A 25,521-nucleotide genomic window follows, 5' to 3' on the forward strand; every position below is an offset into this window, starting at 1 on the left:
AAGGCACGTAAATGTAGACGCCTTTTAGACATTGGAGGCTCCGTGCTGATGAGGGGCTTGAATACGGAATCCGCGCTCCAGAAGTCTCCTCCTGACGCATGTAGAAGTTATGTAGATTTCTTCTGAAAAGCCTTCTTGACCTGGTCGTCCATGAGGCCGACGTAACTCAGGACGCGGAAGCAGAGCCACGCATGCCCATGGTGGATGTCGCAATGTGAACATGCCCAAGACCCTTCAATCAAGAGGGGAAAAGTCAGTCGCCCCCCTCTTGCGTGGACATCGGCCATGAGTAATGATCGCAGTCAGCCCGCACAGGGGACAGCGGAAGCCGATACCATGGAGGTTCAGTGGAGTTACGCACGGCTGTGAAGCGCCTGGCTATTACCCTCTCGGCAGGATTATCCGTCCTTGCTCTGACCACGACTCCCGCGAGCGCTGGGCACGACGGTTTCTGCGACTACGCCATAGAGGACGGGAACGTCTGCCTCTACCGGGATGCCAACTTCAGTGGTGGAATGCTGGACTTCACCCGGTCGGACCGTAATTACACCTCCGCGGCCGACGTCTTCTTCGTCTATCCGAGCGAGCCGGGAACCGTCAACGTCAACGACCAGGTGAGCTCCATCGTCAATTACGAGGGCTACTGTGAGTGGTGGTTCTACACAGACGCCGAATACGGCGGCGTGGGCTTCAAGATGCTGAACATCAACCAGAGCTACAACGGCCTGGGCAGCTACAACGACGCCCTCAGCTCCCACTACAAGTGGACCGGCTGGACGGAGTGCACCAACGGGTCGACCGGCTGATCGCGAATCTGGGATAACCGCTGATAGGAGAGATAGGTGCGAACACCACTCAAGAAGGCCGCGACCGCCATGGCGTTGGCCGCGGCGGCATTCACCGCTCAGTTCGTCTCCGCCGCGCCGGCCTCGGCACATCCCGGCGCGGACGGCTACTGCGGATATCGCGAGGTCTGCGTTTACCGTCTCGCCAACTACATCGATATGTGGGCTGATTTCTTCAACGCGGACAACGACTTCTCCGACGACAACCTCTGGTTCTGGGACGGCGTTACATACGTCCGCGGGTCGGAGATGGCCGACAATCGGGCGAGTTCGGTCCAAAATTTCGACACAGGCTGTTCGGCCATTCTCTGGCAGTTGAAAGAGGCCGGCGGAATCAACCAGGTGGTGTATCCGTCCGCCGCGCTGCCCAATCTGGCCAATCAAGGCTTCGACAACAAGGCCAGCTCACTCAGCTGGTCCTGCTGATAACCGGCCGCGAGTGGAATGAGGAACGAGATGACCAGGAACACGCGTAATCGGAGCATGCTCGCACTCGGGTTGATCTCCGCATGCATGCTGTCGGTCTCGGGCGCCGCCTATGCGACGTCCGCGCGGACAGGCACCACGGACATCCCGAAGTTACAGACGATCGAGGACACGGTTTATCCGCTGGACGCCTACAAGCCGAGCCCGGAGCAGGTCGCCGAGCTGACCAGCGCCATGCGCTATTCGCTGTCCGACTGCATGAGCCGCTTCGGTTTCACGAACTATCCGAAGCAGCGGGTTCACACCGTGACCCGGCCATTCCCGAAGGATCGGCAATATCTGTTCATCGAGCCGTCCAAGGCAGCTCAGTACGGATACGCGGGCATGCCGGCGAGCGAGCTTTCCGGCAGGCCGGACGCTGTCGACGTGAAGGCGAAGCCGTCCGCGGACGAACAGGCCGTCTACACCGGCAGAAACCAGGGCCTCTACCGAGGCGTGCAGGTACCCGCGGGAGGCTGCCTCGGGCAGGCGAGGAGAAGCGTCCTGGCGGGAATGTCCAGCGACGACGAATGGTTCGTGACCCAGCTTGAGGGCCAGGCATTTCAGCAGGGAGAGGCCGACGCACGCGTTACGGACGCGACCGCCCGTTGGAGCACCTGCATGGCACGCGCAGGACATTCCTATGCCAACCCTGAAGCCGCTTGGGAGGACTCACGCTGGACGGCGCGCCGTGAGGGCGGTCCGCTGACCGACGTGGAGAAGGCGGTCGCCGAGGCCGACATGAAGTGCAAGCTGGAGGTCAACTACCTCGGCGTCCGGTACACCGCCGACAAGGAGGCGCAGGAGCGCTTGGTCGCGGGCAATGGGGCACGGCTGAAGAAGGTCACCGAAGCCCTCCGCGCCCAGCTCCGCGATGCCGCGAAGGTACTGGGCGACTGACCCGCCCGATCCCGCCCTGTCGACCCTGTGTCGACAGGGCGGGATCTCGCCAACAATCACCGTGGCCGGCAGCAGCGCGTGCGTGTAGATCTCGTCGCTGGTCACCACCCCATCGCGTGGGCCTCAGCCAGGCGTCTGGCATTCCGTGCCCCTTCTGCATCGCCCGCGAGAGGCGACCCAGGAGATCGCCCAACGGGTCACCCTTGGAAGGACCGGGCCGGGGGTGACCCGCTTACCACCACGTACCTAGGAACGGGGTTCCGGCTCCGAACCGTCGTCGAAGAGGTCGTCGATGTGCGTGGCTTCGAGAGCGCGCCGCAGCCAGACCTCCAGGAGGGCCAGGTCGGTGCAGGTGGTGACCTGCTGGTGCCGCTCGAGGGGAACGTCGATGCCGCGGAAGCGCAGGACGGTGAGGACGGAGGCCGCCTTTTCCATGGTGCGGCCTCGTGCGTCGCCCTCTTTAAGGCCGGCGATTACCGCGGCAGGCCCGTGTCCCGCAGGGCTAGGAAGAAGTCCACGCGGTCCGCCATCGTCGACAGGTTCCTGCCGGTCAGCTCCTCGATCCGGCGGATCCGGTAGCGCACCGTGTTCACGTGTACGTGCAGCCGCTCCGCGCAGGCGTTCCAGGACCCCGCGCAGTCGAGGAAGACGCCCAGCGTGCGCACCAGCTCCGACTGGTGCCTGCGGTCATAGTCCAGCAGCGGCGACAGCAGCCGGGCCGCGAAGGAGCGGCGCACGTCGCCCGGCACCGTGGCCAGCAGCAGCGCGTGCGTGTAGATCTCGTCGCTGGTCACCACGCCACCGGCGCGGGCCTCGGCCAGGCGCCTGGCGTGCCCGGCCTCCTCGACGCCGCCCTTGATCGCGGCGGCCCCGGTCAGGGCGCCGCTCAGCCCCACGCAGAGGCGGGTGTCGGGCAGGGCGGCCAGCACCTCGGCGCCGGCGCGCAGCCGCTCGGCCAGCTCGGCGGTGGTGCGCCCGCGCAGCGGCACCAGGGCGACCGCGCCGTCCGCACCCGCCGCCGCCACGACCTCGCGGCCCAGCAGCTCCTCCACGATCTGGCCCCCGAGCGTGGCGGGATCGGGGCCACGGGTGGCGCCGGGGCGGGGCGCGGCGGCGTTCACGATCGCGTACGGCTCCGCCGCGTCGATACCGCACGTGCGCAGCCCGGCATTGAGCTCGGCCACGTCCGACTCGGCCAGCGCGGCCACGATGAGCCGCTCGGCCAGGCGGCGCTCCACCCGGCGGCCCTCCTCCATGCGGCTGCGTTCGAGGCCGACGCAGGCCGCCAGTTCGTAGCCCAGATCGGCCCGGCCGATCAGGTCGCCGTCGCAGGCCAGCACCCAGCCGGCGGCCCGGTGGCCGCGCCCGACCGCGAAGATCGTGTGCTCGCCGACGTGCACGGGCAGCCGCGGCGCCGTGAGGTACGCCTGCGCCAGCCGTACCGGATCCGCGGCCGCGCCCACGATCACCTCGCCCGAGGCGGACACGACGGCGCCGGTGACGCCCAGCTCGGCGGCGGTCAGCTCGAACAGCTCGCGCAGGTCGGCGCCCTCGGCGATGGCCGCGACGAGCCGTCGGTGGCGGCCGAGCGCGTCGCGCACGTCGCCGGAGAGCCGCGGCACGACCAGCTCCGCCAGCGTGCGGAACGACACCTCCGTCGGCACCTCGACCAGCGGCAGCCCGGCGGCCTCGCACGCCGCCACTAGGTCGGCCGGGATATGGCCGAGCCACGCCTGCCCCGCGCCGAGCGCGGCGACCCCCGACTCGACCAGCGCCGAGACGAACCTGGCGGAGTCCTCGGGCGCGTGCCACCACATCAGCCCGGACAGCACCAGCTCGCCGCCCGCCAGGTAGCGGCCGGGCTCGGGCAGGTCCGTGATGTGCACGGTGTGGAACTCGCGCGCCGGGTCGCCGGCGAGCAGGGTCAGGCGCAGGTCCTCGACGGCCAGCAGGTCAGAGATGCGCACTTGGAGGAATATACAAGGCCATGAGGTCAACCGCTGACCGGGATTTCACGCGACGCGCATAGGAGGCGGCCGGGCGGCGGTGCTCTACTCGGAAGATGACGGAGACCGCCTACACGACCCGGAGCGGCGTCGGCGAGAGCGCGCGGCGGCCCGACGCGACGCTGAAGGTGACCGGCGAGTTCGCCTACGCGTCCGACCTCTGGCTGGAGGGCATGGTGTGGGGCGCCACGCTGCGCAGCCCGCATCCGTCGGCCTGGATCCGCTCGATCGACGTGGGTCCCGCCCTGAGGATCCCGGGCGTGCTGACCGTGCTGACGCACGAGGACGTGCCGGGCGCGAAGTTCTACGGGCTCGAGCACAAGGACCAGCCGGTGCTCGCCATCGACCAGGTCCGCTACCAGGGCGAGCCCGTCGCGCTGGTGGCCGCGGATCACCCGGAGACGGCCCGCAGGGCGGCCGAGGCCGTCGTGGTCGAGTACGAGATCCGCGACGCCGTCACCGACCCCCGCGACTCCAAGGAGATCGTGCGTTACCAGCCGGTGCGCAGGGGGGACACGTTCGAGGCCGAGGTCGTCGTCACCGGCGAGTACGAGGTCGGCATGCAGGACCAGGCGTTCCTCGGCCCCGAGTCCGGCCTGGCGGTCCCGGCCGAGGACGGCGGCGTGGACCTCTACATCGCCACCCAGTGGCTGCACGTGGACCGCGACCAGCTCGCCCCCTGCCTCGGCCTGCCCCCGGAGAAGGTGCGGCTGACGCTGTCGGGCGTCGGCGGCGCGTTCGGCGCCCGCGAGGACCTGTCGATGCAGGCGCACGCCTGCATGCTGGCCCTGCGGCTGAACCGGCCCGTGAAGATCGTGTACGGCCGGGAGGAGTCGTTCTTCGGCCACGTGCACCGCCATCCGGCCCGGATGCGCTACGAGCACGGCGCGACCCGGGACGGCAGGCTGGTCTACGTCAAGGCCGACATCCTGCTGGACGGCGGCGCGTACTGCTCCTCCTCCCCCGCCGTGGTCGGCAACGCCGCCTCGCTCGGCGTCGGCCCGTACGAGGTCGAGAACGTGCGGGTGGACGCCACCGGCGTCTACACCAACAACCCGCCGTGCGGCGCGATGCGCGGCTTCGGCGCGGTCCAGGCGTGCTTCGCGTACGAGTCGCAGATGGACCGGCTGGCCGAGGCGTGCGGCCTGTCACCCGTCGAGATCCGGGTGCGCAACGCCGTCTCCCAGGGCTCCCACCTCATCACCGGCCAGGTGATCGACTCCCCGGCCCCGCTCGCGGAGATGCTGGGTGCGCTCGACGCGATGCCGCTACCTGGGCCGCTGCCCCCTGAAGCGCCGGTGGACCTGCGGGCGATGCCCGGCGGCGTCTCGCAGACCACGCACGGCGAGTCGGTGCGGCGCGGCGTGGGGTACGGCGTCGGCATCAAGAACATCTGCTTCTCCGAGGGCTTCGACGACTACTCCACGGCCAGGGTGCGCGCCGAGCTGATCGGCGGCGAGCCGCACGTCACCGTGCACACGGCGGCCGCCGAGGTGGGGCAGGGCCTGGTGACGATCCAGGCTCAGATCGCCCGCACCGAGCTCGGCATCGCGAACGTGACCGTGGCCACCGCCGACACCTCGGTCGGCTCGGCCGGCTCCTCGTCGGCCTCGCGCCAGTCGTACGTGACGGGCGGAGCGGTGAAGGCCGCCTGCGAGGCCGTACGCGCCCGGTTCAACGGCCTGCCGCCGGAGCAGGCCCTCGAGAAGTTCGGCCCGATCGAGGAGACGCGCGAGTACCGGCACCGCCCCACGTACCCGATGGACCCGCGTACCGGGCAGGGCGACTCCCACACGCAGCTCGCCCTGTGCGTGCACCGGGCCGTCGTGGACGTGGACGTGGAGCTGGGCCTGGTCAAAGTGGTCGAGCTGGCGGCCGTCCAGGACGTGGGCCGGATCCTGAACCCGCAGGCCCTGGAGGGTCAGATCCATGGCGGCTCCGCGCAGGGGCTCGGGCTGGCGCTCATGGAGGAGATCCAGGTCCGCGACGGCCGGGTGCTGAACCCGTCCTTCACCGACTACCTCATCCCCACCATTCTCGACATGCCGCCCATGCGGCTGCAGATCCTGGAGAACGCGGACCCGGCGGCACCGTACGGGCTGCGCGGCGCGGGGGAGCCGCCGACCCTGTCCTCCACCCCCGCCATCGCCGCCGCCGTGCGCGCGGCGACCGGGCTGCGGTTGACTCGCGTTCCGATCAGGCCGGAAGATATCGCGTTGTTCAACAGAGGCTCGACCATGGGGGTATCCGATGGCAGACGCGCGTGAAGCGGCCGAGGCCGAGTTCAGGCGGTTCGACACCGACGGCGACGGTCTGCTGACCGCCGCCGAGATCCGCCAGGCCAACGAGGCGCTGGGCGGGCTGGGCGCTTCCGAGAGCGAGATCGAGGCGTTCATCAAGTCCGCCGACAGCGACGGCGACGGGACGATCGGGCTCGAGGAGTTCGTCGGCCTGCTGGGTCACGGCCGCCACGAGAAGGCGTGATCTCAGCCGCTGACGGGTAGAGAACCCGGCGTCCCCCTGATCATCATGAAGGGGGATGGCGGGTGCTCGACCGATTCTTCGAGCTCACCGGTCGGGGCACCACCGTCGGCCGCGAGGTGCGTGGCGGGGTGACCACGTTCGTGGCCATGGCCTACATCATCCTGCTCAACCCGATCATCCTGGCCGGCGCGACGGACGTCACGGGCGCCCGGCTCTCCATCGCCCAGCTCACCACCTCCACCGCGCTGGCCGCGGCCGTCTCGACCCTGCTGATGGCCTTCATCGGCAACGCCCCCTTCGGCCTGGCCGCCGGGCTGGGGCTCAACGCGGTCGTCGCCTACCAGGCGGCGCCCCACATGACCTGGGCGCAGGCCATGGGCCTGGTGGTGCTGGAGGGCCTGGTCATCATCGTGCTGGCCGTGACAGGGCTGCGCACGCTCATCATGAACGCGATCCCGCTGGCGCTCAAACACGCGATCAGCGTGGGGATCGGGCTGTTCATCGCGCTGATCGGCCTGGTGGACGCCGGGTTCGTGGCGCGGGGCACGGGCACGCCCGTGCAGCTCGGCGTGACCGGCCACCTCGTGGGCTGGCCGGTCACGGTGTTCTGCTTCGGCCTCCTGCTGATGATCGCCCTGTACGTACGCAGGACCCCGGCCGCGATCCTGATCAGCATCATCGTGACGGCCTGCCTGGCGATCCTGGTCAACTCGCTGGCGAGGGTCCCGCGCGGGTCGTGGGGCGTGGTCACGCCACGCGTGCCGGAGCGGCTGATCTCGGCGCCGGACTTCGGGCTGGCCGGCGCGTTCGACCCGTTCGGCGGGTTCGCCAGGGCGGGGGCGCTGACGGCGGCCGTGGTGCTGTTCACGCTGGTGCTGTCGGGGTTCTTCGACGCGATGGGCACGATCATCGGCGTGAGCGACGAGGCCGGGCTGGTGGACGAGCGGGGGCAGGTGCCCCGGCTGGGCCGGATCCTGACCGTGGACGGCGTGGCGGGCATGGTGGGCGGCGCGTTGAGCTCCTCGTCGAACACCGTCTTCGTCGAGTCGGCCGCCGGCGTCGGCGAGGGCGCGCGGACCGGCCTGGCCAGCGTGGTGACCGGGGCGCTGCTGGGTCTGACGCTGCTGTTCACGCCGCTGGCCGCGGTGGTGACCTCCGCCGCCGCGGCGCCGGCGCTGGTGCTGGTCGGTGCGCTGATGATGATGCAGAGCAAGAACGTGCCCTGGGACGACCTGGACCTGGCCGTGCCGGCGTTCCTGACGATCGCGCTGATGCCGTTCACGTACTCGATCACGAACGGGGTGGGCGCGGGCGTGATCGCCTACACCCTCGTCAAGGCGGCCAGGGGGCGCTTCTCCGAGATCCCGTGGCTGCTCTGGATCGTCTCGCTGATCTTCGTGGCCTACTTCGCGATCGACTGGCTGGAGGAGCTGTTCGGCCGCCGTTAGCGGAGGTCGCCGCTGTTGCAGGCCACGCCGTTGTGGTCGACGTCCACGTACCAGGAGTACTCCTCGTGCGTGCCCTTGGTGTAGGGGCCGTCTCCGGCGGCCACGGCCTCCTTGCAGCTCGTGTACCGCTTGTCGGGGGTGCGCCTGGTGCCCGACGCGGGGTTGGTGGCGGCGGGGGCGGTCCCTACGGGGTTCGTGGCGCCGGGGTTGGTGGTGCCGGAGTTGGTGGTGCCTGGGTTGGTGGTGCCGGGGTTGGTGGTGCCCGGGTTCGTGGTGCCGGGGTTCGTGCTGCCGGGGTTCGTGTTCTGCTGGTTGCCGGTCTGCGGCGGGGCGGTGCCGGACGACTGGGAGGGCGCTCCCGTGGAGGCGGGGCCGGTCGGCGCCGGGGCGGTGCCCTGGCCCGGCGAGGTGCCCTGCAGGCGGGCCACCAGGGCGTCGGCCTCCTCCTTCTCGAACCCCGCGATGCTCATGCTGTCGCCGTCCATGTACTGGGTGACGATGGGCGCGGCCAGCACGACCTTGGGCGCGTCCGGCTGCGCGGGCGCCAGCACGATGGCGACCTGCCGCTGGTCGGGCACCAGCTCGTCGATGAGCTGCACGAGACGCTCCTTGTACTTGGGAGCGATCGCGATGCGCACGGAGTACTGGCCGTCCTTCTCGCGCACGGGCTGGACGTTCTGCACCTGGTCCACCGTGACGCCGTCCTCCAGCAGGTAGCAGGTGGTCTGCTGCTCGTCGAGCACGGCCTGCTCGCCGGGGCACGGCGCGGCCTTGGCCTGCCGGACGGGGGCGAAGTGGATGGGCACGGCCAGCTGCTGCACCCGTACGCCGCCTAAGAGCGGTATGTCGGGATTTCTGGTCATCAGGACGGCTATCGTGCCCAGCACGCCTGCGACCAGCACGACGAGGACGAGCGAGACGATCAACACGATGGTGGTGAGTCTGCTGGCCCTCGGCTCTCCCGGGTCCCCCGGGTCCGCGGTCGGCGGCTCTTCCGGCTTGTCCATCGATGATGATCCCATCCTGACGTTCGGACTGCCGGTGAGCTTATCGAGGTCCGGCGGCACCGGGGTAATCAGCCGAATAATCCTCACCCATCCGTGAGATGGAGGAAGAATGGAGGTGTACAAACACCTCACCGAGAAGAGTTCGCTCATGAAGGTCGGTGTTCCGCAAGAGCTCAAGAACAACGAATATCGGGTGGCGCTCACCCCGGCCGGAGCGCACGAGTTCGTACGCCACGGCCACCAGGTTTTCGTGGAGCGGGGCGCGGGTCTCGGCTCCTCGATCCCCGACGCCGACTTCGCCGCGGTGGGGGCCGTCATGGTCCCGGACGCCGACGACGTCTGGGGGGTCAGCGACCTGGTCATGAAGGTGAAGGAGCCGGTGCCGGAGGAGTACCACCGGATGCGCAAGGGGCAGGTGCTCTTCACGTACCTGCATCTGGCCGCCTCCAGGTCGTGCACGCAGGCGCTGCTCGACTCCGGCTGCACCGCGATCGCCTACGAGACCGTCCAGACGGCGAACGGCGCGCTCCCGCTGCTCGCACCCATGTCCGAGGTGGCGGGGCGGCTGGCGCCGCAGGTGGGCGCGTACCACCTGATGCGCTCGCAGGGCGGCAGGGGCGTGCTCATGGGCGGCGTGTCCGGCGTGCGCGCCGCGAACGTCGTGGTCATCGGGGCAGGCGTGTCGGGCATGAACGCCGCCGCCATCGCCCTCGGCATGCAGGCCGAGGTGCTGCTGCTGGACAACAACATCGACAAGCTGCGCCAGGCCGACATGATCTACCAGGGCCACTGCCAGACCGTCGCCTCCAACACGCTGGAGATCGAGCGCGCGGTGCTGGAGGCCGACCTGGTCATCGGCGCGGTCCTGGTGCCCGGCGCCAAGGCGCCCGAGCTGGTGAGCAACGAACTGGTGAGCCGGATGAAGCCGGGCTCGGTGCTGGTCGACATCTCGATCGACCAGGGCGGCTGCTTCGAGGACTCCCGGCCGACCACGCATGCCGAGCCGACGTACGAGGTGCACGAGTCGATCTTCTACTGCGTGGCCAACATGCCCGGGGCGGTGCCGCACACTTCGACGTTCGCCCTGACGAACGTGACGCTCCCGTACGCGCTGGCCATCGCCGACCTGGGCTGGCAGCGGGCCCTGCGCGAGGACCGGGCGCTCGCGCTCGGCCTGAACACCCACGAGGGCCGCCTCACCAGCCGCCCGGTGGCCGAGGCGCACGGTCTGGAGTGGACACCGCCGGACCGCGTCCTCTCCCCCTGACCCGCCCGCCCCGGCCCCCATCAGGACCTTGGAGGTTACTTCTGGGACTGGCTGGGCGCCGCCGACGGCTTGAGGGTCTCCATCGGCGCCTGCTGGTTGCCCTTGGGCTCCGGCGGCAGCGGCGCCTGGTCGGCCGTCGTGGTGATGGCGTCCTCGCCACCGCACGTGGCACCCTGCTCCGGCGTGTCCGGCCCGTTCTGGAACTTCTTGATGAACGCGGGCAGCTTGGGGTCGGCCGGGTCGTTCAGCTTGAGCTGGTGCCCCCACGTCGACACGACCACCGGCGACGGCAGGCCGGGGTACGGGCTGACCAGCATGTAGTCCTGCTGCCCCGTGGACGTGGCCACGTCCTTCAACTTGTCGATCTGCGCCTTGGGCAGGTCGGGCCGGTAGGTGATCCAGACGGCGCCGTGCTCGAGCGAGTGCACCGCGTGCTCGTTGTGGATGGGCTTGTCGTAGATCGAGCACTGCTGCCAGTAGTTGTTGTGCTGGCCACCGACGGGCGGCGTCTCCTTGTACGTGACCGCGGTCCACACGTGCTGCCCGGCCTCGTACTTGTAGTTGGCCACGGCGTCCAGCGAGGTCTCGCGGGCCTGCTTGACCAGGTAGAAGCCCACTACGCCGACGAGCAGCACGATGATCACCCCACCGGTGCCCCACATGAGCAGCGCGGCGCGGCGTTGTTTGCGCTTCTGCTCGGCCCGCATCTTTGCCAGATGCTCGCGCCTCGCCTGCGCTTTCTCCTTCGTCATCGTTCCTCCATCGGCGTACCAACTCCGGTCACCCTATTGCCTTCGGGGGTATGCGGAGAATAAGAGCGTTATATGCGTCCGATCACGACGCCTTCCCCCTATGGGTACGCTGGACGAGCCATGGAAAAACCCGCGAGTAAACCCATCCTGATCGTCTGCGGCGTGCTCGTCCTCGCCGTGGCCGCCTTCCTGCTGTTCGGCCGCGACGGCACGCCCGGTGACACCTCCCCCGAGGCCGGGTTCGCCCGCGACATGGCCACGCATCACGCGCAGGCCGTGGACATGGCGTTCATCATCAGGGACAAGGGGCCGGCCAGAGAGGTCAGCAGCCTGGCCTTCGACATCATCAACACCCAGTCCAACCAGCGTGGCATGTTCCTGGGCTGGTTGCAGCAGTGGGGGCTGACCCAGGCGACCGACCAGAAGCCGATGGCCTGGATGAGCGGTCACGGTCATGGCGGCACCGCGACGGCCGCCGATGGGGCCACGCCCGGTGTCATGCCCGGCATGGCCACGCCGCAGCAGCTGACCCAGCTCAAGCAGGCGCAGGGCACGCAGGCCGAGGTGCTCTTCCTGCAGCTGATGATCCGCCATCACGAGGGCGGCGTGCAGATGGCCGAGGGGCTGCTCAAGCTCTCCACCCGTCCCGAGGTGGTCAGCATGGCGCAGAAGATCATTCAGGGTCAGAGCGGGGAGATCAAGTTCATGACGGAGCTGCTCAAGCTGCGCGGCGCGCAACCGTACCCGTCGATTCTCAAGCCCCAATAGAGCGACGATGGACGCCGACGCGATCGTGGTGGGGTCCGGGCCCAACGGGCTGGTGGCCGCCGTCACGCTCGCCCGCGCCGGGCGCAGGGTGCTGCTGCTGGAGGCGGCCGACCGCTTCGGCGGCGGGCTGCGCTCCGCCGAGCTGACGTTGCCCGGGCGGGTGCACGACGTGTGCGCGACCGTGATGGCGATGGCGCTGGCGTCTCCCGCGTTCAGGTCGCTGGAGCTCGAAGGGGTGGAGTTCGCGCATCCCCCGGTGGCCGTGGCCCATCCTCTCGACGACCGCCCCTCCGTGCTCGTGCACCGCGACGCCCGGCGCACGGCCGAGGGTCTCGGGCGGGACGCGCGGGCCTGGCTGGCGACCGTCGGCGCCGCGGCCCGGGCGGGGCTCCCGCTGGTGGAGCTGCTGCTCAAGCCGCTCGGACCGTGGGCGGCCGGGCCGCGGACGCTCATGGCGGCGGCCAGGTTCGGGCCGGCGGCGGCGCTGCCCGCCACGACGTTCGCCCGGCGGGCGTTCCGGACCGTGGAGGGGCGCGCGCTGATCGCGGGGATGGCCGCGCACTCGGTGCGCGACCTGCGCGCGCCGATCACGGCCGGGTACGGGCTGATGCTGGCGGCCCTGGCCCACGTGGTGGGGTGGCCGCTGGTCCGGGGCGGGTCGCAAGTGCTGGCCGACGCGCTGGTGGCCGAGCTCAGGTCGCTGGGCGGGGAGGCCGTCACCGGCCACCGCGTGCGCCGCCTCGCCGAGCTGTCCGCGCCGACGGTGGTGCTGGACGTCTCGCCCCGCCAGTTCCTCACGATGGCGGACCTTCCTGCGGGCTACCGCAGGCGGCTGTCACGCTTCAGGTACGGACCCGGCGTCTTCAAGATGGACTGGGCCCTGGACGGGCCGGTGCCGTGGCGGGATCCCGCGGTGGCGGGCGCGGGGACGGTGCACCTCGGCGGGACGCTGGAGGAGATCGCGCTGAGCGAGGCGGAGATGGCCGCGGGCCGGCACTCGCCCAGGCCGTACGTGCTGGCGGCCCAGCCGTACGCGGCGGATCCGACGCGGGGCGGGCACACGCTGTGGGCCTACTGCCACGTGCCCAACGGCTCGTCCGTGGACATGACGGACGCCATCGAGACCCAGATCGAACGGTACGCGCCGGGCTTCCGCGACCGGGTGCTGGCCCGGCATGCGATGGGCCCCGCCGAGCTGGAGGCCGCCAACCCCAACCTCGTCGGCGGCGACATCACCGGGGGCGTCAACAGCCTCGTCCAGTTCCTCCGGCGGCCCGTCTGGTCACCCGCTCCTTGGCGCACCCCGCTGCCGGGGGTGTTCCTCTGCTCGGCCTCCACTCCCCCTGGGCCGTCGGTGCACGGGATGGGCGGCTGGCAGGCGGCCCGCCTCGCCCTCCGCACCCCGCCTCCCAAGCGCTGACGCGCCGCACTCCGGCCGTGGTGAAGCGCCCCACGGTGGAAGCGGCTCACCAGCACCGGTCCGGTGGGCTCAGGGGTGGGTGGAGCGCATTTCCTCGGCGAGGGCGGCGGCGAAGGCGTCCACGTCCGCCTCCGTCGTGTCGAACGCGCACATCCACCGCACCTCCCCCGTGGCCTCGTTCCACGTGTAGAAGCGGAACCGCTTCGCCAGCCGCTCGGTCACGTCCCGGGGCAGCACCGCGAAGACGGCGTTCGCCTGCACCGGCCGGGACAGCGAGACCCCGGGGATGCCGCTCACCGCGTCGGCCAGCCGCCGCCCCATGGCGTTGGCCCGCCGCGCGTTGCGCAGCCACAGGTCGCCCGACAGCAGCGCCTCGAACTGCGCCGACACGAACCGCATCTTCGACGAGAGCTGCATGAACGTCTTGCGGATGTAGTCGACCCCGCTGGCCGCCGAAGGGTTGAGGACGACGACCGCCTCGCCGTACAGCAGCCCGATCTTGGTGCCGCCGAACGAGAGCACGTCCACCCCCACATCCGTGCTGAGGGCACGGAGCGGCACGTCGAGGGCGGCGGCGGCGTTGGTGAGGCGGGAGCCGTCGAGGTGGACGAGGAGCCCCAGGTCGTGGGCGTGCGAGCAGATCGCCGCGAGCTCGTCGGCGGTGTAGAGGGTGCCCAGCTCGGTGGTGTTGGAGACGGACACCACGCGCGGCTGCGCCCGGTGCACGTCACCGAACCCCCACGCCTGCCGGTCGATCAGCTCCGGAGTGAGCTTGCCGTCGGGCGTCGGCACGGTGAGCAGCTTGATGCCGCCCGCCACCTCGGGGGCGCCGCCCTCGTCGGTGTTGATGTGGGCGCTCTCCGCGCAGATGACCGCCTCCCAGTGGGAGGTCATCGAACGCAGCGACACGACGTTGGCGGCCGTGCCGTTGAAGACCGGCCAGGCCTGCGCCTGCTCGCCGAAGTGCTTCTTGAAGACGTCTCCCATCGCCTCGGTGTAGACGTCCTCGCCGTAGGCGATCTGGTGGCCGCCGTTGGCCGCGACGATGGCCTGGAGGATCTCGGGGTGCACCCCGGCGTAGTTGTCGCTGGCGAACGCCTTGAGCCGGGGGTCGTGCCGGGGAGTCACGCAGTCAGGTCCAATCGGATGCCGTTGATCTCTGCGGCGGGGCGGTCGTAGAGGCCGCCGATCGCCGCCGCGAGGTCGTGTACGTCGGTGAAGCCGGGGAACTTCCCCTCCGGCTTGGCGGCCCGCATGGCGTCGTTCACCAGGGCCTTGACCACCAGGATGGTGGCCGCGCTGCCGGTGCCGGACAGGGCGTCGGCCAGCGAGAGCGTCCACGCCTCCGCCGCCGCCTTGGCCGCCGCGTAGACGGCGCCCCCGGCGGAGGGCCGCTCGGCCGCCTTGGCGGAGACGATCACGAAGCGGCCGTTGTCGCTCCGCCGCAGCAGCGGCTCGAAGGCCAGCGACACGTGCTGGAGCGTGCGGATCAGCAGGTCGTGCAGGGCGTCCCAGTCGTCGAGGCTGGTCTCGGCGAACGAGCCGGCCCCGCGCCACCCGCCGACGAGGTGCACGACGCCGTCCACGCGGCCGTGCTCGCGGTCGATGCGGTCCGCCAGGTCCTGTACGGCGGCGCGGTCGAGCAGGTCGACGTCGTCCTTGTCGACCCCGATCACAGTGTCACCGTTCTTCCGGAAGTATCCGCAAACGGCCTCACCGGTCGGCCCACCGGCACCGGTAACCAGAATGATCATGCGCGCAGTCCCTTAGTCGATTCGACCACATCCGTCAGCTTACGGCGCAGTGCCTCGTAGAACATGCTCAGCGGGAACTCGTCCGGCAGCACCGCGTCCACCTTGGCCTTCTGCTCCTCCGGCAGCGCCTCGACCCCCTTGGCCCAGGTCGAGCCGGGGTGCGGCGCCACGTACGAGGTCACCAGCTCGTACGCCGCCAGCCAGTGCGCCAGCTTGGACCGGTCGATGCTGTCGCGGTACAGCTTCTCGACCTCACCGCGCAGATCGGCGACGCCGTCCGCAACCCGCTCCCAGTCGATCGTGAGCCGGTTGTCGGTCCACCGCACGATGTCGTTGCGGTGCAGGTAGGCGAAGAGCAGCTGCCCGCCGAGCCCGTCGTAGTTCCGCACCCGCTCGCCGGTGATCGGGAACCTGAACAGCCGGTCGAAGAGGATCGCGATCTGCACGTACCGCGCGTGCGGCACTCCGCGCTCCTCCAGCTTGACCGCCTCGCCGAACGCGGTCAGGTCGCAGCGCAGCTCCTCCAGCGAGTACAGCCAGTACGGCATCCGCTGCTTGATCATGAACGGGTCGAACGGCAGGTCCCCGTGGCTGTGGGTGCGGTCGTGGACCAGGTCCCACAGCACGAACGTGTCCTGCGCGAGCCGCTGCGAGGCCAGCAGCCTGGCGGCGTCCGGCGGCAGGTCCAGCTTGAGCGTGTCGGCGGCCGCCTGCGACACCCGCCGGAACCTGGCGGCCTCGCGGTCGGCGAAGATTCCGCCCCAGGTGAAGCGGGCCGGGGCCTGCCGCACCGCGACCGTCTCGGGGAAGAGCACGGCGGAGTGGGTGTCGTAGCCCGAGGTGAAGTCCTCGAACGCGATCGGCACGAACAGCGGGTTGTCGTAGCCGCCCGCCTCGAGCTCGGCCAGCCAGTCCGGCCAGATCGTCCGGATCCAGACGGCTTCGAGGTTGCGGTTGGGATTGCCGTTCTGGGTGTACATGGGGAAGACCACGACATGCTCCAGGCCGTCCTCGCGCTGGGTGTCGGGGTGGAAGAGGTCGAGCGAGTCGAGGAAGTCGGGCACGCCGAGGTCCTGCGCGGCCCACTTCGCCAGGTCGTCCTGTACGGCCCGGAGGTACGCGGCATCATGCGGGAAATATGGCGAAATTTCGCCCACCCGCGCCCCGATCTCGGCCACCAGCGCCTTGGCCCGCTCCTTCTCCTCCGGCACGGAGCCGTCCTTGACCTGGAGCGGCCTCAGCTCCTCTACGGCCGCCTTGAGCCGGGCGAACAGGGCCGACTTGGCCTCGTCGCGGCTCTCCGAGGTGCCGCCGGCGTCCGGGACCCGGGCGGCCCAGGTGACCACGTTGCCCCAGAGGCGGCGGTGGTCGTAGTCCTCGAGGGAGTCGTCACCGAACAGGTCGGAGTCGGCGAACGCGACCACGCGCCCCAGCCCGTACCGGACGGCGACGGCCAGTGGCGCGCCCGCCGGGTCGGCGGTCGGCGAGGAGGCGAAGAGCACCTCCGACTCGCCCTTGATCGTGAGGACGCCGGCGCGGTAGAAGCAGGCCGAGCGGACCCCGGCGAGCAGGCCGGAGGTGGTGGCGGGCTCGGCGAGCACCCAGGTGGCGACGTCCCGGTGCGCGTGCTTGGGGTCGCGCACGGTCGCGTGCTCCACGCCCACCCCGAAGCGGGCGAGCAGCTCGCGCAGGTTGTTGCCGTACTTGTCCTGCTCCTCCTCGGCCAGCACCACCAGGCCGCCGCCCCCGGCCACGAAGGACTGGATCGCGTCCAGCTCGGCGGTGGTGAAGACGGGGCTGCCCTGGCCGGTGGTGCGCTCCCAGCGCTCCCCCGACGGGTGCGCGATCACCAGGACGTCCTGCTCCGCCAGGACCTCGGACGTCAGCTCGCCCGACGTGCGGGCGGCGACCGTGTGCCCCAGGTGCCGCAGCAGCCCGGCGGCCCGCGCGTAGCTGTTGTCGTCGGGATGGGCGGGATTGATGGCCTCGGCCACCTCGCGGCGGACGGTCCACGACTCGCTGTGGGCCTCGTCGAACAGCACCCGAGGGAACGCTTGCATGAAAATCTCCTGTATCTACCGCCTTACGCAGAAAAATATACACATAGCTGGCAAGCGCCCCGCAATCCCTTACCGGCTCAGGTGGTGCCCGGCCGGACGACGCCGGTCTCGTACGCAAAGACCACGGCCTGCGCCCGGTCACGTAGGGACAGCTTCATCAGCACCCGCGCCACGTGTGTCTTGACCGTGGCCTCGCCCACGTACAACTCCCTGGCGATCTCCGCGTTGGTCAGGCCGCGGGCCAGCAGCCGCAGCACCTCCAGCTCGCGCGGCGTCAGCTCGGCCAGCCGGGGCGAGGGCATCGGCTCGGCCCGCCCCGCGAACGTGGCGATCACCCGGCTCGTCACCGCCGGGTCGAGCAGCGCGTCCCCGGCGTGCACGACCTTGATCGCCTCCAGGAGCTGCTCCGGCGGCGACACCTTCAGCAGGAAGCCGCTGGTGCCCGCGCGCAGGGCGGCGTAGAGGTTCTCGTCGGTGTCGAACGTGGTCAGCGTGATGACCTTGGGCGGCGACGGGGTGTCGAGCAGCTCTCTGGCCGCCGCCAGCCCGTCGAGCCTGGGCATCGAGATGTCCATGAGGACGATGTCCGGGCGCGTGCGCCGGGCCACCTCGACGGCCTCGCGGCCGTCGGAGGCCTCACCGACCACTTCCATGCCGGGGTCGCTCTCGACGACCATGCGCAGCCCGGCTCTGACCATCGCCTGATCGTCGGCGATGACTATGCGAATGACCACACGCGGAGGGTAGACGCCGGAGGCCCGCCTTGGACACCCGTGCCAAGCCGCACGCAAGTCAGTCACAAGTCAGGAGACGCGGACGCTCTGCCTGATGCGGGCCTGGGTGGCGTCGTCGCAGGTGGTCTTGGCGCAGAAGTACATCACGAGCATGGTCTTGGGCTGCCGGTCGATCACGTAGCTGACGAAGCCGAGCCTGGTGCCGCTGCCGGGGTCGTGCAGGGCGCCGTCGAAGCGGGTGGCGGGGCTGGAGCCCGCCTGGTCCTGCACGGGTCTGCCGACGTCGACCTGGCCGGGCAGCAGCGCCTCCATCTTGGCCTTCATCTGGTCGGAGGTGCCGTTGGCGTCGAGGGTGTCGGAGACCTGGACGTACACGCCCGAGGCGCTGTCGGGGTCGTCCTCGACGATCTGGGAGACCGCCGTCCAGTCGGCGCCCGGGCCGGCTACGAAGAGCGACTCGAACTCCTGCGCGTGCGGCGAGGCCACCGCGAAGAGGTCCTGGTGGGTGCGTACGGTCCAGTCGCCCGGATACTCGAACGTGAGCGGCGCGGCGGTGCTGGTCTTGTAGCGGGACCAGGTGTCGCTGCGGTGGTTCATGATGATCATGACGACCAGCGCGAGAGCCGCGACGGCGGCGACCAGCGTGGTGGCCACGATCGGGACGCGGCCGGGGCGCCTCTTCAGCACGTTCGGCTGCGTGGGAGGCGCGAGCCTGGACGCCGGCCCCGACGCCGCGTGCGGCGCGGACGTCGGCGCCGCAAGAGGCGAGGGGCCGGTGTGCGGGCCGGTGTGCGGCCCCATGGACGGGCCAGTGGACGGCCCCGTGGACGGTCCCGATCCGAGCACGGGATAGGGCCCTGAGGGCAAGCCCTGGCGCGGCACGAAGTGGGCGCCCCCGAGCGCGTCGGGCGGGCCTCCGCTGATCGCGTCACGCAGGGCGGTCACGAACTCCGTGCAGGTCGCGTAGCGCTGCTCGGGCGACTTGGCCAGCGCCCGCAGCATCACGGCGTCGATCTGCGCCGGCAGCTCGGGCCGTAGCTGCGACAGCGGCGCCGGCTGCTCGGCCAGGTGGGCCCAGAGCAGCGCGATGTCGTTCTCGCGCTGGAACGGCAGCCGTCCCGACAGCGCCTCGTAGACCACGCAGGCCAGCGCGTACTGGTCGCAGCGGCCGTCGATGTGCTCCTTGTTGATCTGCTCGGGCGCCATGTACCGGGGCGTGCCGATGAACTGGTCGGTCTGGGTGAGGCCGGAGATCGACGAACGGTGCTTGGTGATGCCGAAGTCGGTGAGGTAGACGTGGTCGCCGGCCAGCAGGATGTTGGCCGGCTTGACGTCGCGGTGGATCAGGTCGTGCGCGTGCGCGGCGTCGAGCGCGGCGGCGACCTGGGCGAAGATCTGGTACGCCTGGCCGATCGGCAGCGCGCCGCGGTCGTAGATGAGGCGGCGCAGGTCGAGGCCGTCGACGTAGCGCATGGCGATGTAGAGCACGCCGTCGGCGTCGGCGTTGGCCTCGTAGATGGGGATGATGTTGGGGTGCTCGATGCTGGCGACCGTCCTGGACTCCAGGATGAACCGCTGCCTGAACCGGTCGTCGACGCTGAGCACCGGGTTGAGGATCTTCAGCGCCACCCGGCGGCTCAACCTGGGGTCGAGCGCGAGGTAGACGACGGCCATGCCGCCCTTGCCGACGATGTCCTCGATGTAGTACCCGGCCACCTCCTGGCCGATGAGCGATCTCTCATTCAATGGCATCACGTCTCGATGGGGTGGCCGCAGTAACCGCAGAAGCGGTGCGCGGGGCCGAGTCGCATACCGCACGACGTGCAGTACTTGATCGCCGAATCCGGCGCGGTCATCACCTGCTGCTGCTGCGGGACCACTTGGAACGACTGCGAGCGCCGTACGACCACGGTCTGATCGGCGCGGTCGTCGATCGGCGGGCCGGCCGCCAGCGGCTCTGGCAGGCCTTCCGGTCTTTCAGGAGTGCGGCGGCGCCACAGCAGATACGCTCCGCCCCCGGCGGCGATGAAAAGTATCCCGGCCGCCAGGATGAACGGCCACAGCGGCGTGGACCTGGCGGGCGTGGCCGCCGCCTGCTTCGTGCCCTTGTCCTCGGGGCCGCCCCGCTTGGCCAGCGTGGTCTTCAGCAGCTGCGCGGCCACCGCGTTGCCCGGATAGAGCTCCAGCACGCGCTGGAAGCCGGGCGCGGCTTCCGTGTAGTACTGGGTGTGGTAGCGGGTCAGCGCCGCCTCGAACGCCGTGTCGATCGCGCCCCTGCGCGGCGCCACCTTGGCAGCGGCCAGGATGGCGGTGACCTCCCTGATGCCGATCATCTTGCCTTCCTTGCCGCCGCCCACCAGCAGGCCGATGACGTGACCGTCCTTGTCGCCGATCACCGGCGCGCCGATCATGCCCTTGTCGGCGAGGGCGCCGAGCTTGGCCGGCTCGTCCACCTTCTTCTCCGGATCGGCGAACGGCCTGCCGCTCTCTCCCGCCACGCCGCCCTTGCTCAGGTGGGCGATCTCGACCGTGTGCTGGACGTTCGGGCCCGGCCGGCCGAGGAAGCCCGCCACGCTCGTGGGCGAGCCCTCCTGCTCGGGCACCTTGTCGGCGAGCGGCGCGGTGGGCATGCCGACGCCTCCGGCCGCCGGGGTCACGGGCACCAGCACGGCAGGGCTGTCAGGAGTCGGGCCGGCCTTGATGCACTTGACCTTGAAGCCGTGCTGGCTGGGCGGCGACACGTTGGGGAAGGCCGTGATCTCGGTGGTCACGTTGACGATGCAGGTCGCCGTGTCGGTCTTCGGCGGGTAGCACTCCTGCAGGTGGTGGTTGAGCAGGTCGTCGGAGAGCTTGTGCTTGGTGTAGTCGGCGGGGATCTTCACCTTGTGGTGCTCGGCGAAGACCTTGTTGGCCGCGTAGACGGCGACGTCGTTCGGGTTCACCGCCAGGCGCCGGAGCGCGACGATCGTGCCGTCGGGGTTGACGACGGTCCCCGTGCCCGCGCCGAACGGGATGTCGTAGGACCGCTCCACATGTCTGAGCTCGCCGATGTGGTCGAGCAGGGTGATCTCCACGTGGGACACGGCTTCGAGCCGCACCACGGCGGGGGTCACCAGGTCGGTGATCCCGCTGGGGTGCTCGTGAGCCGCGACCGGCATCGCGATCAGCACCAGTGCCGCCGCGATGCCACCGGCAAGAGCTGTGAGGCGCGCCATCTCCGCTCCAAACGCAGGCCCTGAGACCAGGGTCCCAATCAGGTGCCGTAAGTCAATAGATCCCTACATAGACAAGCGCTTGTTTGGTGGCATAACGTACCCGGATGGGCTACACGATCGGCGTCGATGTCGGTGGCACCTTCACCGATGTGGTCCTCCATGACACGTACGGCGCGGTTTCCGTGGCCAAATGTTTGAGCACCCACTACGACCCCATCGCGGGCATCGTGACCGGCGTTACGCGCGCGCTCGGCGACCGCGACCCGGCGCAGGTCACGCGGGTGGTGCACGCCACGACACTGGCCACCAACGCGGTGCTCGAGCGCAAGGGGGTCCGCGTCGCCTTTGTCACGACTCAGGGCTTTCGCGCCGCCATCCCGCTCGGCCGCTACGCGCGGGTCGAGGAGGACCGCTACGACCTGCGCTTCTCCCCTCCCCCTCCGCCGGTGGCGGCGGGCGACTGCTTCGAGGTGGTGGAGCGCGTCTCGGCGCGCGGCGCCGTCCTGACGCCCCTGGACTCCGGCTCGGTACGTCGCGTCGCCGCGGAGATCGCGGAGCGCGGGATCACGTCGGCGGCGGTCTGCCTGCTGCACTCGTACGCCAACCCGTCCCATGAACGGCAGGTCGCCGCGATCCTCCGCGAATCGCTCCCGAACGTGGTGACGTCGTCGGAGATCTGGCCGGAGATCCGCGAGTACGAGCGCGCCACCACCACCATCATGTCCGCATATATAGGCCCATTGATGGCGTCTTACCTTTCGCGGTTCCGGGAGCGGCTGGCCGAGATCGGGATCAACGCGCCCATCCACGTCATGGAGTCGAGCGGCGGGGTGATCTCCGCCGAGCTCGCGGCCCGGCGGGCGGTGGCCACGATCGAGTCGGGCCCGGCGGCGGGGGTGCTGGCGGCGGCGGGGACCGGTTTCGCGAACGTGATCTCGTTCGACATGGGCGGCACCACCGCCAAGACCTGCGTGGTGCGCGGAGGGCGTCCGGAGATCACGCACGAGTTCCACGTGGGCGGCAAGGGCAGCTTCGGGGGGCGGCGCGCGGGCACCGGCGTACCGATCAAGACCCCGGTCATCGACCTGGCGGAGGTGGGGGCGGGCGGGGGGAGCGTGGCCTGGCTCGACCCGGCGGGCGCGCTGCGCGTGGGCCCGCACTCCGCGGGCTCGTCGCCCGGCCCCGCCTGCTACGGCCTGGGCGGCTCGGAGCCGACCGTCACGGACACGAATTTGGTCCTCGGCTACCTCTCCTCGGCCTCACTCGCCCTCTTCCCCGACCTCGCCCGCAAGGCCCTCGACCGGCTGGCGTCGCCGCTGGGCGTGTCCCGGGAGGAGGCCGCGTACGCCGTCCACGAGATCGTGAGCGCCTCGATGGCGTCGGCGGTGCACGTGGTGACGGTGCAGCGCGGCATCGACCCGCGCGGCTTCGCCCTGGTGGCCTTCGGCGGCGCGGGGCCCATGCACGCGGCCCGGGTGGCCGAGCGCTTCGGGATCGGCACGGTGGTGGTGCCCCCGTACTGCGGCGTGGCCTCGGCCGCGGGCCTCCTGTCGGGCGCGCTGTCCACGGAGCGCGTCCTGTCCCGCCTGGACGCCCCGGACCCCGCGGCCGTCTTCGCCTCCCTGGCCGCCGACGCGGCCGCCGACCTCGGCGTCTCGCCCTCGGATCCCGGGGTGCTGGTGTCGCGGTCGGTGGACGTCCGCTTCACGGGCCAGTCCCACGACCTGACCGTGGAGTGGACACCCGAGCGCCCGGTGCTGGCCTCGCGCTTCTTCGAGCGGTACGAGGAGGTGTACGGCATCGCGCAACGCGGCGAGATCGAACTGGTCGGCTACCGCGTCCGCGTCACCGTCCCCACCACGCCCTCCGCGCACCCGCCTGGCATCGGTACGGCGACGGCCGGGCGGGCGGCACCCGGCACGAGGCGGGCGTACTTCCCGGAGAGCGGCGGCTACACCGAGGTCCCGGTCCACACCAGGGACACCATCGACGACGGCCCGCTCCACGGCCCCGCGATCATCGAGGACGCCGAGTCCACGATCGTCGTCCCGCCCGGCTGGAGCGCCACCCTGGCCGGGACCCGCGCCGTACACCTCACCAGGAGCCCGACATGCCCGACCCCCTGACCGCCGAGGTGCTCAGGAACGCGCTGGTCGTGGCGGCCGAGGAGGCCAGCATCGTGGTGGTCCGCTCGGCGTACTCGACGTTCATCGTCGAGGGCTCCGACGCCTCGGCCGCCATCCTCGACGCGCGGGGCCGCCTGATCGCCCACTCCATGGCCACCACGCTCATGAACAGCATGGCGCTCAAGGCGGCGCTCCCCGAGCTGCTCAAGGACATCCCCCCGGACACCATGCGCCCCGGCGACGTGTACGTGCTCAACGACGCCTACCGCGGCGGCGTGCACACCAACGACCTGCTCGTCTACCGCCCGGTCTTCGTCCAGGGCGCCCCGGCGTACTTCACCGCCACCATGATCCACGTCTCCGACCTCGGCGGGCTCTCGGCGGGCGGCATGGCCCCGCTGGCCACCGACATCTTCCTGGAGGGCCTCCAGCTTCCACCGGTGCGCCTGGCCACCCGTGAGGGCCTCGACCCGGCCGTCGAGGCCGTGCTCAGGGCCAACAGCCGCACCCCCGACAAGGTCATGGGCGACGTACGGGCACTGGTGGCCGGGACGGCGGTGGCCGCCGCCCGCCTGGAGAGCCTGGCCGGCGAGTACGGCGAGGACGGCCTGAGCGCGGGCGTCGAGGAGTACCTGAACTACACGGAGGCCAGGACCCGGGCGGCGCTGGCCGAGCTGCCGGAGGGCCGGTTCGAGGCGGCGTACCCGATCGACGATGACGGCATAAACCCGGAAAAATCCCACTACATCCGCGTCGCCGTCACCCTCGGCGACGACCGGGCCGTGCTGGACTTCGCGGGCACGGACCCGCAGGTCCCGGCGGCGATCAACGCCTCGGCCTCGCAGTCCCTCGCCGCCGCCGTCTTCGCCGTCCGCTGCTTCCTGGACCCCACCATCCCCATGAACGACGGCTGCCTGCGCGCGCTGGAGGTGCGCCTCCCCGAGGGCTCCCTGCTCAACGCCCGCTCCCCTTACCCGTGCGGCGGCCGGTACGTCCCGATCTACGCCGCCATGGAGGCCGTCTTCCAGGCCATGTCGGACGCCGTCCCCGGCCGGGCCATCGCCGCCAGCGGCATCCTGCAGCCGTTCTCGATCGCGGCGGTGGGCGCGCCGTACTGGATCCACCTCTCGTACGACTTCGGCGGCGTCGGCGCCCGCCCCGGCCTGGACGGACCGGACGCGACGGGCGTGCACTTCGGCATCGGCCGCAACTCGGTGCCGCAGGCGGAGCCGGTGGAGAGCCGCTGTCCGCTGATCGTCGAGTCCATCGAGACCATCCCCGACTCGGGCGGCCCCGGCCGCTTCCGCGGCGGCCTGGGCTCCCGCACGGTCTACCGCTTCCTGGCCGACTGCCACGTCACGACCCGCGGCGACCGCCTCCGCCTCGCGCCCCCTGGCCGGGACGGCGGGCTGCCGGGGCGGCTCGGGGGGTTCTTCAAGCGCCACCTGGACGGGACGGTGGAGCGGCTGGCGTCCAAGGTGAACAATGTGCGGTTCGCGGCCGGGGAGGCGTTCATCGTGGAGACGACGGGCGGCGGGGGGCTGGGGGCGCCGGGCGAGCGGTCACGGGAGGCGATAATGGCCGACCTCGATGCGGGGCGCGTCACGCCCAGAGGAGCGGTCGAGGATTACGGATTCGAGTGCCGGCGGCCGAACAACTCTGCGGGATCGAAGCTGACACGGTAAGGCGTCGACAGCGTGACCGTGGTCCCTGCCTTGTAGACGCTGGGGTCCCGGTAGGAGTCACCCTCGAGTTCGTGAACGTAGAGTGCCGGCCCTGGCTCGGGTTCGACGCGCCAGTAAAGGGGAATGCCCGCTGCCGCGTATGCCGCCGCTTTGGCCCCTCTGTCATGCATCTTGGTGCTCGGGCTGACCACCTCAACAGCCAGAAGCAGATCGCTGGGCGCGAACATGAGCCCCACCGACTCAGACGCCTCCTCAGGCACCACGACGAGGTCGGGGATGTAGAAATCCTTCTCGCCCGGGCAGACGTTGACGGTTGGCAATGCCTCCAGCCCAGGTGGCGCCGCTTTGGTGAGGATATGCGCCAACCGGAAGATGGCACGCTGGTGCAGGGGCGTGGGGGCAGGGCTCACTACTAGGCTCCCGCTGAAGAGCTCGTAACGATTCCCGTCGTCCGGGAGTTTGAGTAGGTCGTCGACTGTGTATGGCGGCGCAGGAAGGACAATCTGGCGCCTCGCGGTCGGTTCGATCGTCGCCATTGCGGTCACCCACTCAGTATCGGGAGTCTCGCCCTCGCCACATGCTACT

At 70.4% G+C, this 25,521-nt stretch carries 22 protein-coding genes; 11 read left to right on the top strand and 11 right to left on the bottom strand.

The window, feature by feature from the left end; genetic code table 11:
- Window positions 1-365: 365 nt before the first annotated feature.
- The 3 genes from AB0H84_RS07060 to AB0H84_RS07070 are packed head-to-tail and all read left to right on the top strand — an operon-like array spanning window position 366 to window position 2,210.
- Window positions 366-806, top strand: a complete 441-nt coding sequence (locus tag AB0H84_RS07060; RefSeq protein ID WP_357599675.1) for a peptidase inhibitor family I36 protein — start codon at window positions 366-368, stop codon at window positions 804-806.
- Window positions 807-842: 36 nt separating this feature from the next.
- The gene (locus AB0H84_RS07065) at window positions 843-1,271 is read left to right on the top strand and encodes a hypothetical protein (protein ID WP_357599336.1); all 429 of its coding nucleotides are present in this window, start codon (window positions 843-845) and stop codon (window positions 1,269-1,271) included.
- A 30-nt stretch (window positions 1,272-1,301) separates the two neighbouring features.
- Entirely contained in the window at window positions 1,302-2,210 is a 909-nt protein-coding gene (locus AB0H84_RS07070) for a hypothetical protein (RefSeq protein ID WP_357599339.1), read from the top strand.
- Between the two features lie 246 nt (window positions 2,211-2,456).
- Here AB0H84_RS07070 and AB0H84_RS07075 read toward each other — a convergent pair whose 3' ends face one another.
- Window positions 2,457-2,645 (bottom strand): hypothetical protein, encoded by a 189-nt coding sequence (locus AB0H84_RS07075; RefSeq protein WP_357599342.1) that lies wholly within the window; start codon window positions 2,643-2,645, stop codon window positions 2,457-2,459.
- Window positions 2,646-2,683: 38 nt separating this feature from the next.
- Window positions 2,684-4,177: a helix-turn-helix domain-containing protein gene (locus AB0H84_RS07080; RefSeq protein ID WP_357599345.1), complete on the bottom strand. Its 1,494-nt coding sequence runs from the start codon at window positions 4,175-4,177 to the stop codon at window positions 2,684-2,686.
- Between the two features lie 95 nt (window positions 4,178-4,272).
- Here AB0H84_RS07080 and AB0H84_RS07085 point away from each other — a divergent pair, with 95 nt between their 5' ends.
- The 3 genes from AB0H84_RS07085 (at window position 4,273) to AB0H84_RS07095 (ending at window position 8,148) form a co-directional block, all read left to right on the top strand.
- Complete coding sequence (locus AB0H84_RS07085) at window positions 4,273-6,483, top strand: molybdopterin cofactor-binding domain-containing protein (protein WP_357599348.1); 2,211 nt, start codon at window positions 4,273-4,275, stop codon at window positions 6,481-6,483.
- On the top strand, window positions 6,467-6,700 hold the full coding sequence (locus AB0H84_RS07090) for an EF-hand domain-containing protein (RefSeq protein WP_357599351.1): 234 nt from the start codon (window positions 6,467-6,469) through the stop codon (window positions 6,698-6,700). The genes AB0H84_RS07085 and AB0H84_RS07090 overlap by 17 nt, the downstream gene beginning before the upstream one ends.
- A 62-nt stretch (window positions 6,701-6,762) precedes the next feature.
- Complete coding sequence (locus tag AB0H84_RS07095; protein WP_357599353.1) at window positions 6,763-8,148, top strand: NCS2 family permease; 1,386 nt, start codon at window positions 6,763-6,765, stop codon at window positions 8,146-8,148.
- Here the strand turns inward: AB0H84_RS07095 and AB0H84_RS07100 are convergent.
- Complete coding sequence (locus tag AB0H84_RS07100) at window positions 8,145-9,155, bottom strand: excalibur calcium-binding domain-containing protein (protein ID WP_357599356.1); 1,011 nt, start codon at window positions 9,153-9,155, stop codon at window positions 8,145-8,147. The genes AB0H84_RS07095 and AB0H84_RS07100 overlap by 4 nt on opposite strands.
- A gap of 148 nt (window positions 9,156-9,303) precedes the next feature.
- Here AB0H84_RS07100 and ald point away from each other — a divergent pair, with 148 nt between their 5' ends.
- Window positions 9,304-10,422, top strand: a complete 1,119-nt coding sequence (ald, locus tag AB0H84_RS07105) for an alanine dehydrogenase (protein WP_357599677.1) — start codon at window positions 9,304-9,306, stop codon at window positions 10,420-10,422.
- Window positions 10,423-10,457: 35 nt separating this feature from the next.
- On the opposite strand, the gene AB0H84_RS07110 is transcribed toward ald, so the two are convergent.
- Window positions 10,458-11,174 (bottom strand): DUF3105 domain-containing protein, encoded by a 717-nt coding sequence (locus AB0H84_RS07110; protein ID WP_357599359.1) that lies wholly within the window; start codon window positions 11,172-11,174, stop codon window positions 10,458-10,460.
- A gap of 120 nt (window positions 11,175-11,294) precedes the next feature.
- On the opposite strand from AB0H84_RS07110, the gene AB0H84_RS07115 reads away from it, so the two are divergent.
- Together AB0H84_RS07115 and AB0H84_RS07120 are read left to right on the top strand one after the other, a co-directional pair.
- A complete protein-coding gene (locus tag AB0H84_RS07115; protein WP_357599362.1) occupies window positions 11,295-11,942 on the top strand; it encodes a DUF305 domain-containing protein in 648 nt (215 codons plus the stop codon).
- Window positions 11,943-11,949: 7 nt separating this feature from the next.
- Window positions 11,950-13,362 (top strand): NAD(P)/FAD-dependent oxidoreductase, encoded by a 1,413-nt coding sequence (locus AB0H84_RS07120; RefSeq protein WP_357599365.1) that lies wholly within the window; start codon window positions 11,950-11,952, stop codon window positions 13,360-13,362.
- Between the two features lie 69 nt (window positions 13,363-13,431).
- Here AB0H84_RS07120 and AB0H84_RS07125 read toward each other — a convergent pair whose 3' ends face one another.
- The 6 genes from AB0H84_RS07125 to AB0H84_RS07150 all read right to left on the bottom strand — a co-directional run bounded on the left by AB0H84_RS07125 (window position 13,432) and on the right by AB0H84_RS07150 (window position 21,125).
- Entirely contained in the window at window positions 13,432-14,490 is a 1,059-nt protein-coding gene (locus tag AB0H84_RS07125; RefSeq protein ID WP_357599368.1) for a low specificity L-threonine aldolase, read from the bottom strand.
- Window positions 14,487-15,116: an SDR family NAD(P)-dependent oxidoreductase gene (locus AB0H84_RS07130; RefSeq protein WP_357599371.1), complete on the bottom strand. Its 630-nt coding sequence runs from the start codon at window positions 15,114-15,116 to the stop codon at window positions 14,487-14,489. Before AB0H84_RS07130 ends, AB0H84_RS07125 begins: the two co-directional genes overlap by 4 nt.
- Window positions 15,113-17,176, bottom strand: coding sequence for a DUF6421 family protein (locus AB0H84_RS07135; protein WP_357599374.1), 2,064 nt, complete (start codon window positions 17,174-17,176; stop codon window positions 15,113-15,115). The genes AB0H84_RS07130 and AB0H84_RS07135 overlap by 4 nt, the downstream gene beginning before the upstream one ends.
- Before the next feature lie 77 nt (window positions 17,177-17,253).
- Entirely contained in the window at window positions 17,254-17,910 is a 657-nt protein-coding gene (locus tag AB0H84_RS07140; protein ID WP_357599379.1) for a response regulator transcription factor, read from the bottom strand.
- A 69-nt stretch (window positions 17,911-17,979) separates the two neighbouring features.
- Window positions 17,980-19,662, bottom strand: a complete 1,683-nt coding sequence (locus AB0H84_RS07145; protein WP_357599382.1) for a protein kinase — start codon at window positions 19,660-19,662, stop codon at window positions 17,980-17,982.
- A complete protein-coding gene (locus tag AB0H84_RS07150; protein ID WP_357599385.1) occupies window positions 19,662-21,125 on the bottom strand; it encodes a hypothetical protein in 1,464 nt (487 codons plus the stop codon). The genes AB0H84_RS07145 and AB0H84_RS07150 overlap by 1 nt, the downstream gene beginning before the upstream one ends.
- Window positions 21,126-21,229: 104 nt before the next feature.
- On the opposite strand from AB0H84_RS07150, the gene AB0H84_RS07155 reads away from it, so the two are divergent.
- Together AB0H84_RS07155 and AB0H84_RS07160 are read left to right on the top strand one after the other, a co-directional pair.
- Window positions 21,230-23,251 (top strand): hydantoinase/oxoprolinase family protein, encoded by a 2,022-nt coding sequence (locus AB0H84_RS07155; RefSeq protein WP_357599387.1) that lies wholly within the window; start codon window positions 21,230-21,232, stop codon window positions 23,249-23,251.
- The gene (locus tag AB0H84_RS07160) at window positions 23,236-24,936 is read left to right on the top strand and encodes a hydantoinase B/oxoprolinase family protein (RefSeq protein ID WP_357599390.1); all 1,701 of its coding nucleotides are present in this window, start codon (window positions 23,236-23,238) and stop codon (window positions 24,934-24,936) included. The genes AB0H84_RS07155 and AB0H84_RS07160 overlap by 16 nt, the downstream gene beginning before the upstream one ends.
- Here the strand turns inward: AB0H84_RS07160 and AB0H84_RS07165 are convergent.
- Window positions 24,879-25,472 (bottom strand): Uma2 family endonuclease, encoded by a 594-nt coding sequence (locus tag AB0H84_RS07165; RefSeq protein WP_357599393.1) that lies wholly within the window; start codon window positions 25,470-25,472, stop codon window positions 24,879-24,881. The two genes, AB0H84_RS07160 and AB0H84_RS07165, sit on opposite strands and share 58 nt — an antisense overlap.
- Window positions 25,473-25,521: the final 49 nt, after the last annotated feature.

The sequence above is a fragment of the Nonomuraea sp. NPDC050786 genome (genome assembly GCF_040654115.1).
Classification (GTDB): domain Bacteria; phylum Actinomycetota; class Actinomycetes; order Streptosporangiales; family Streptosporangiaceae; genus Nonomuraea.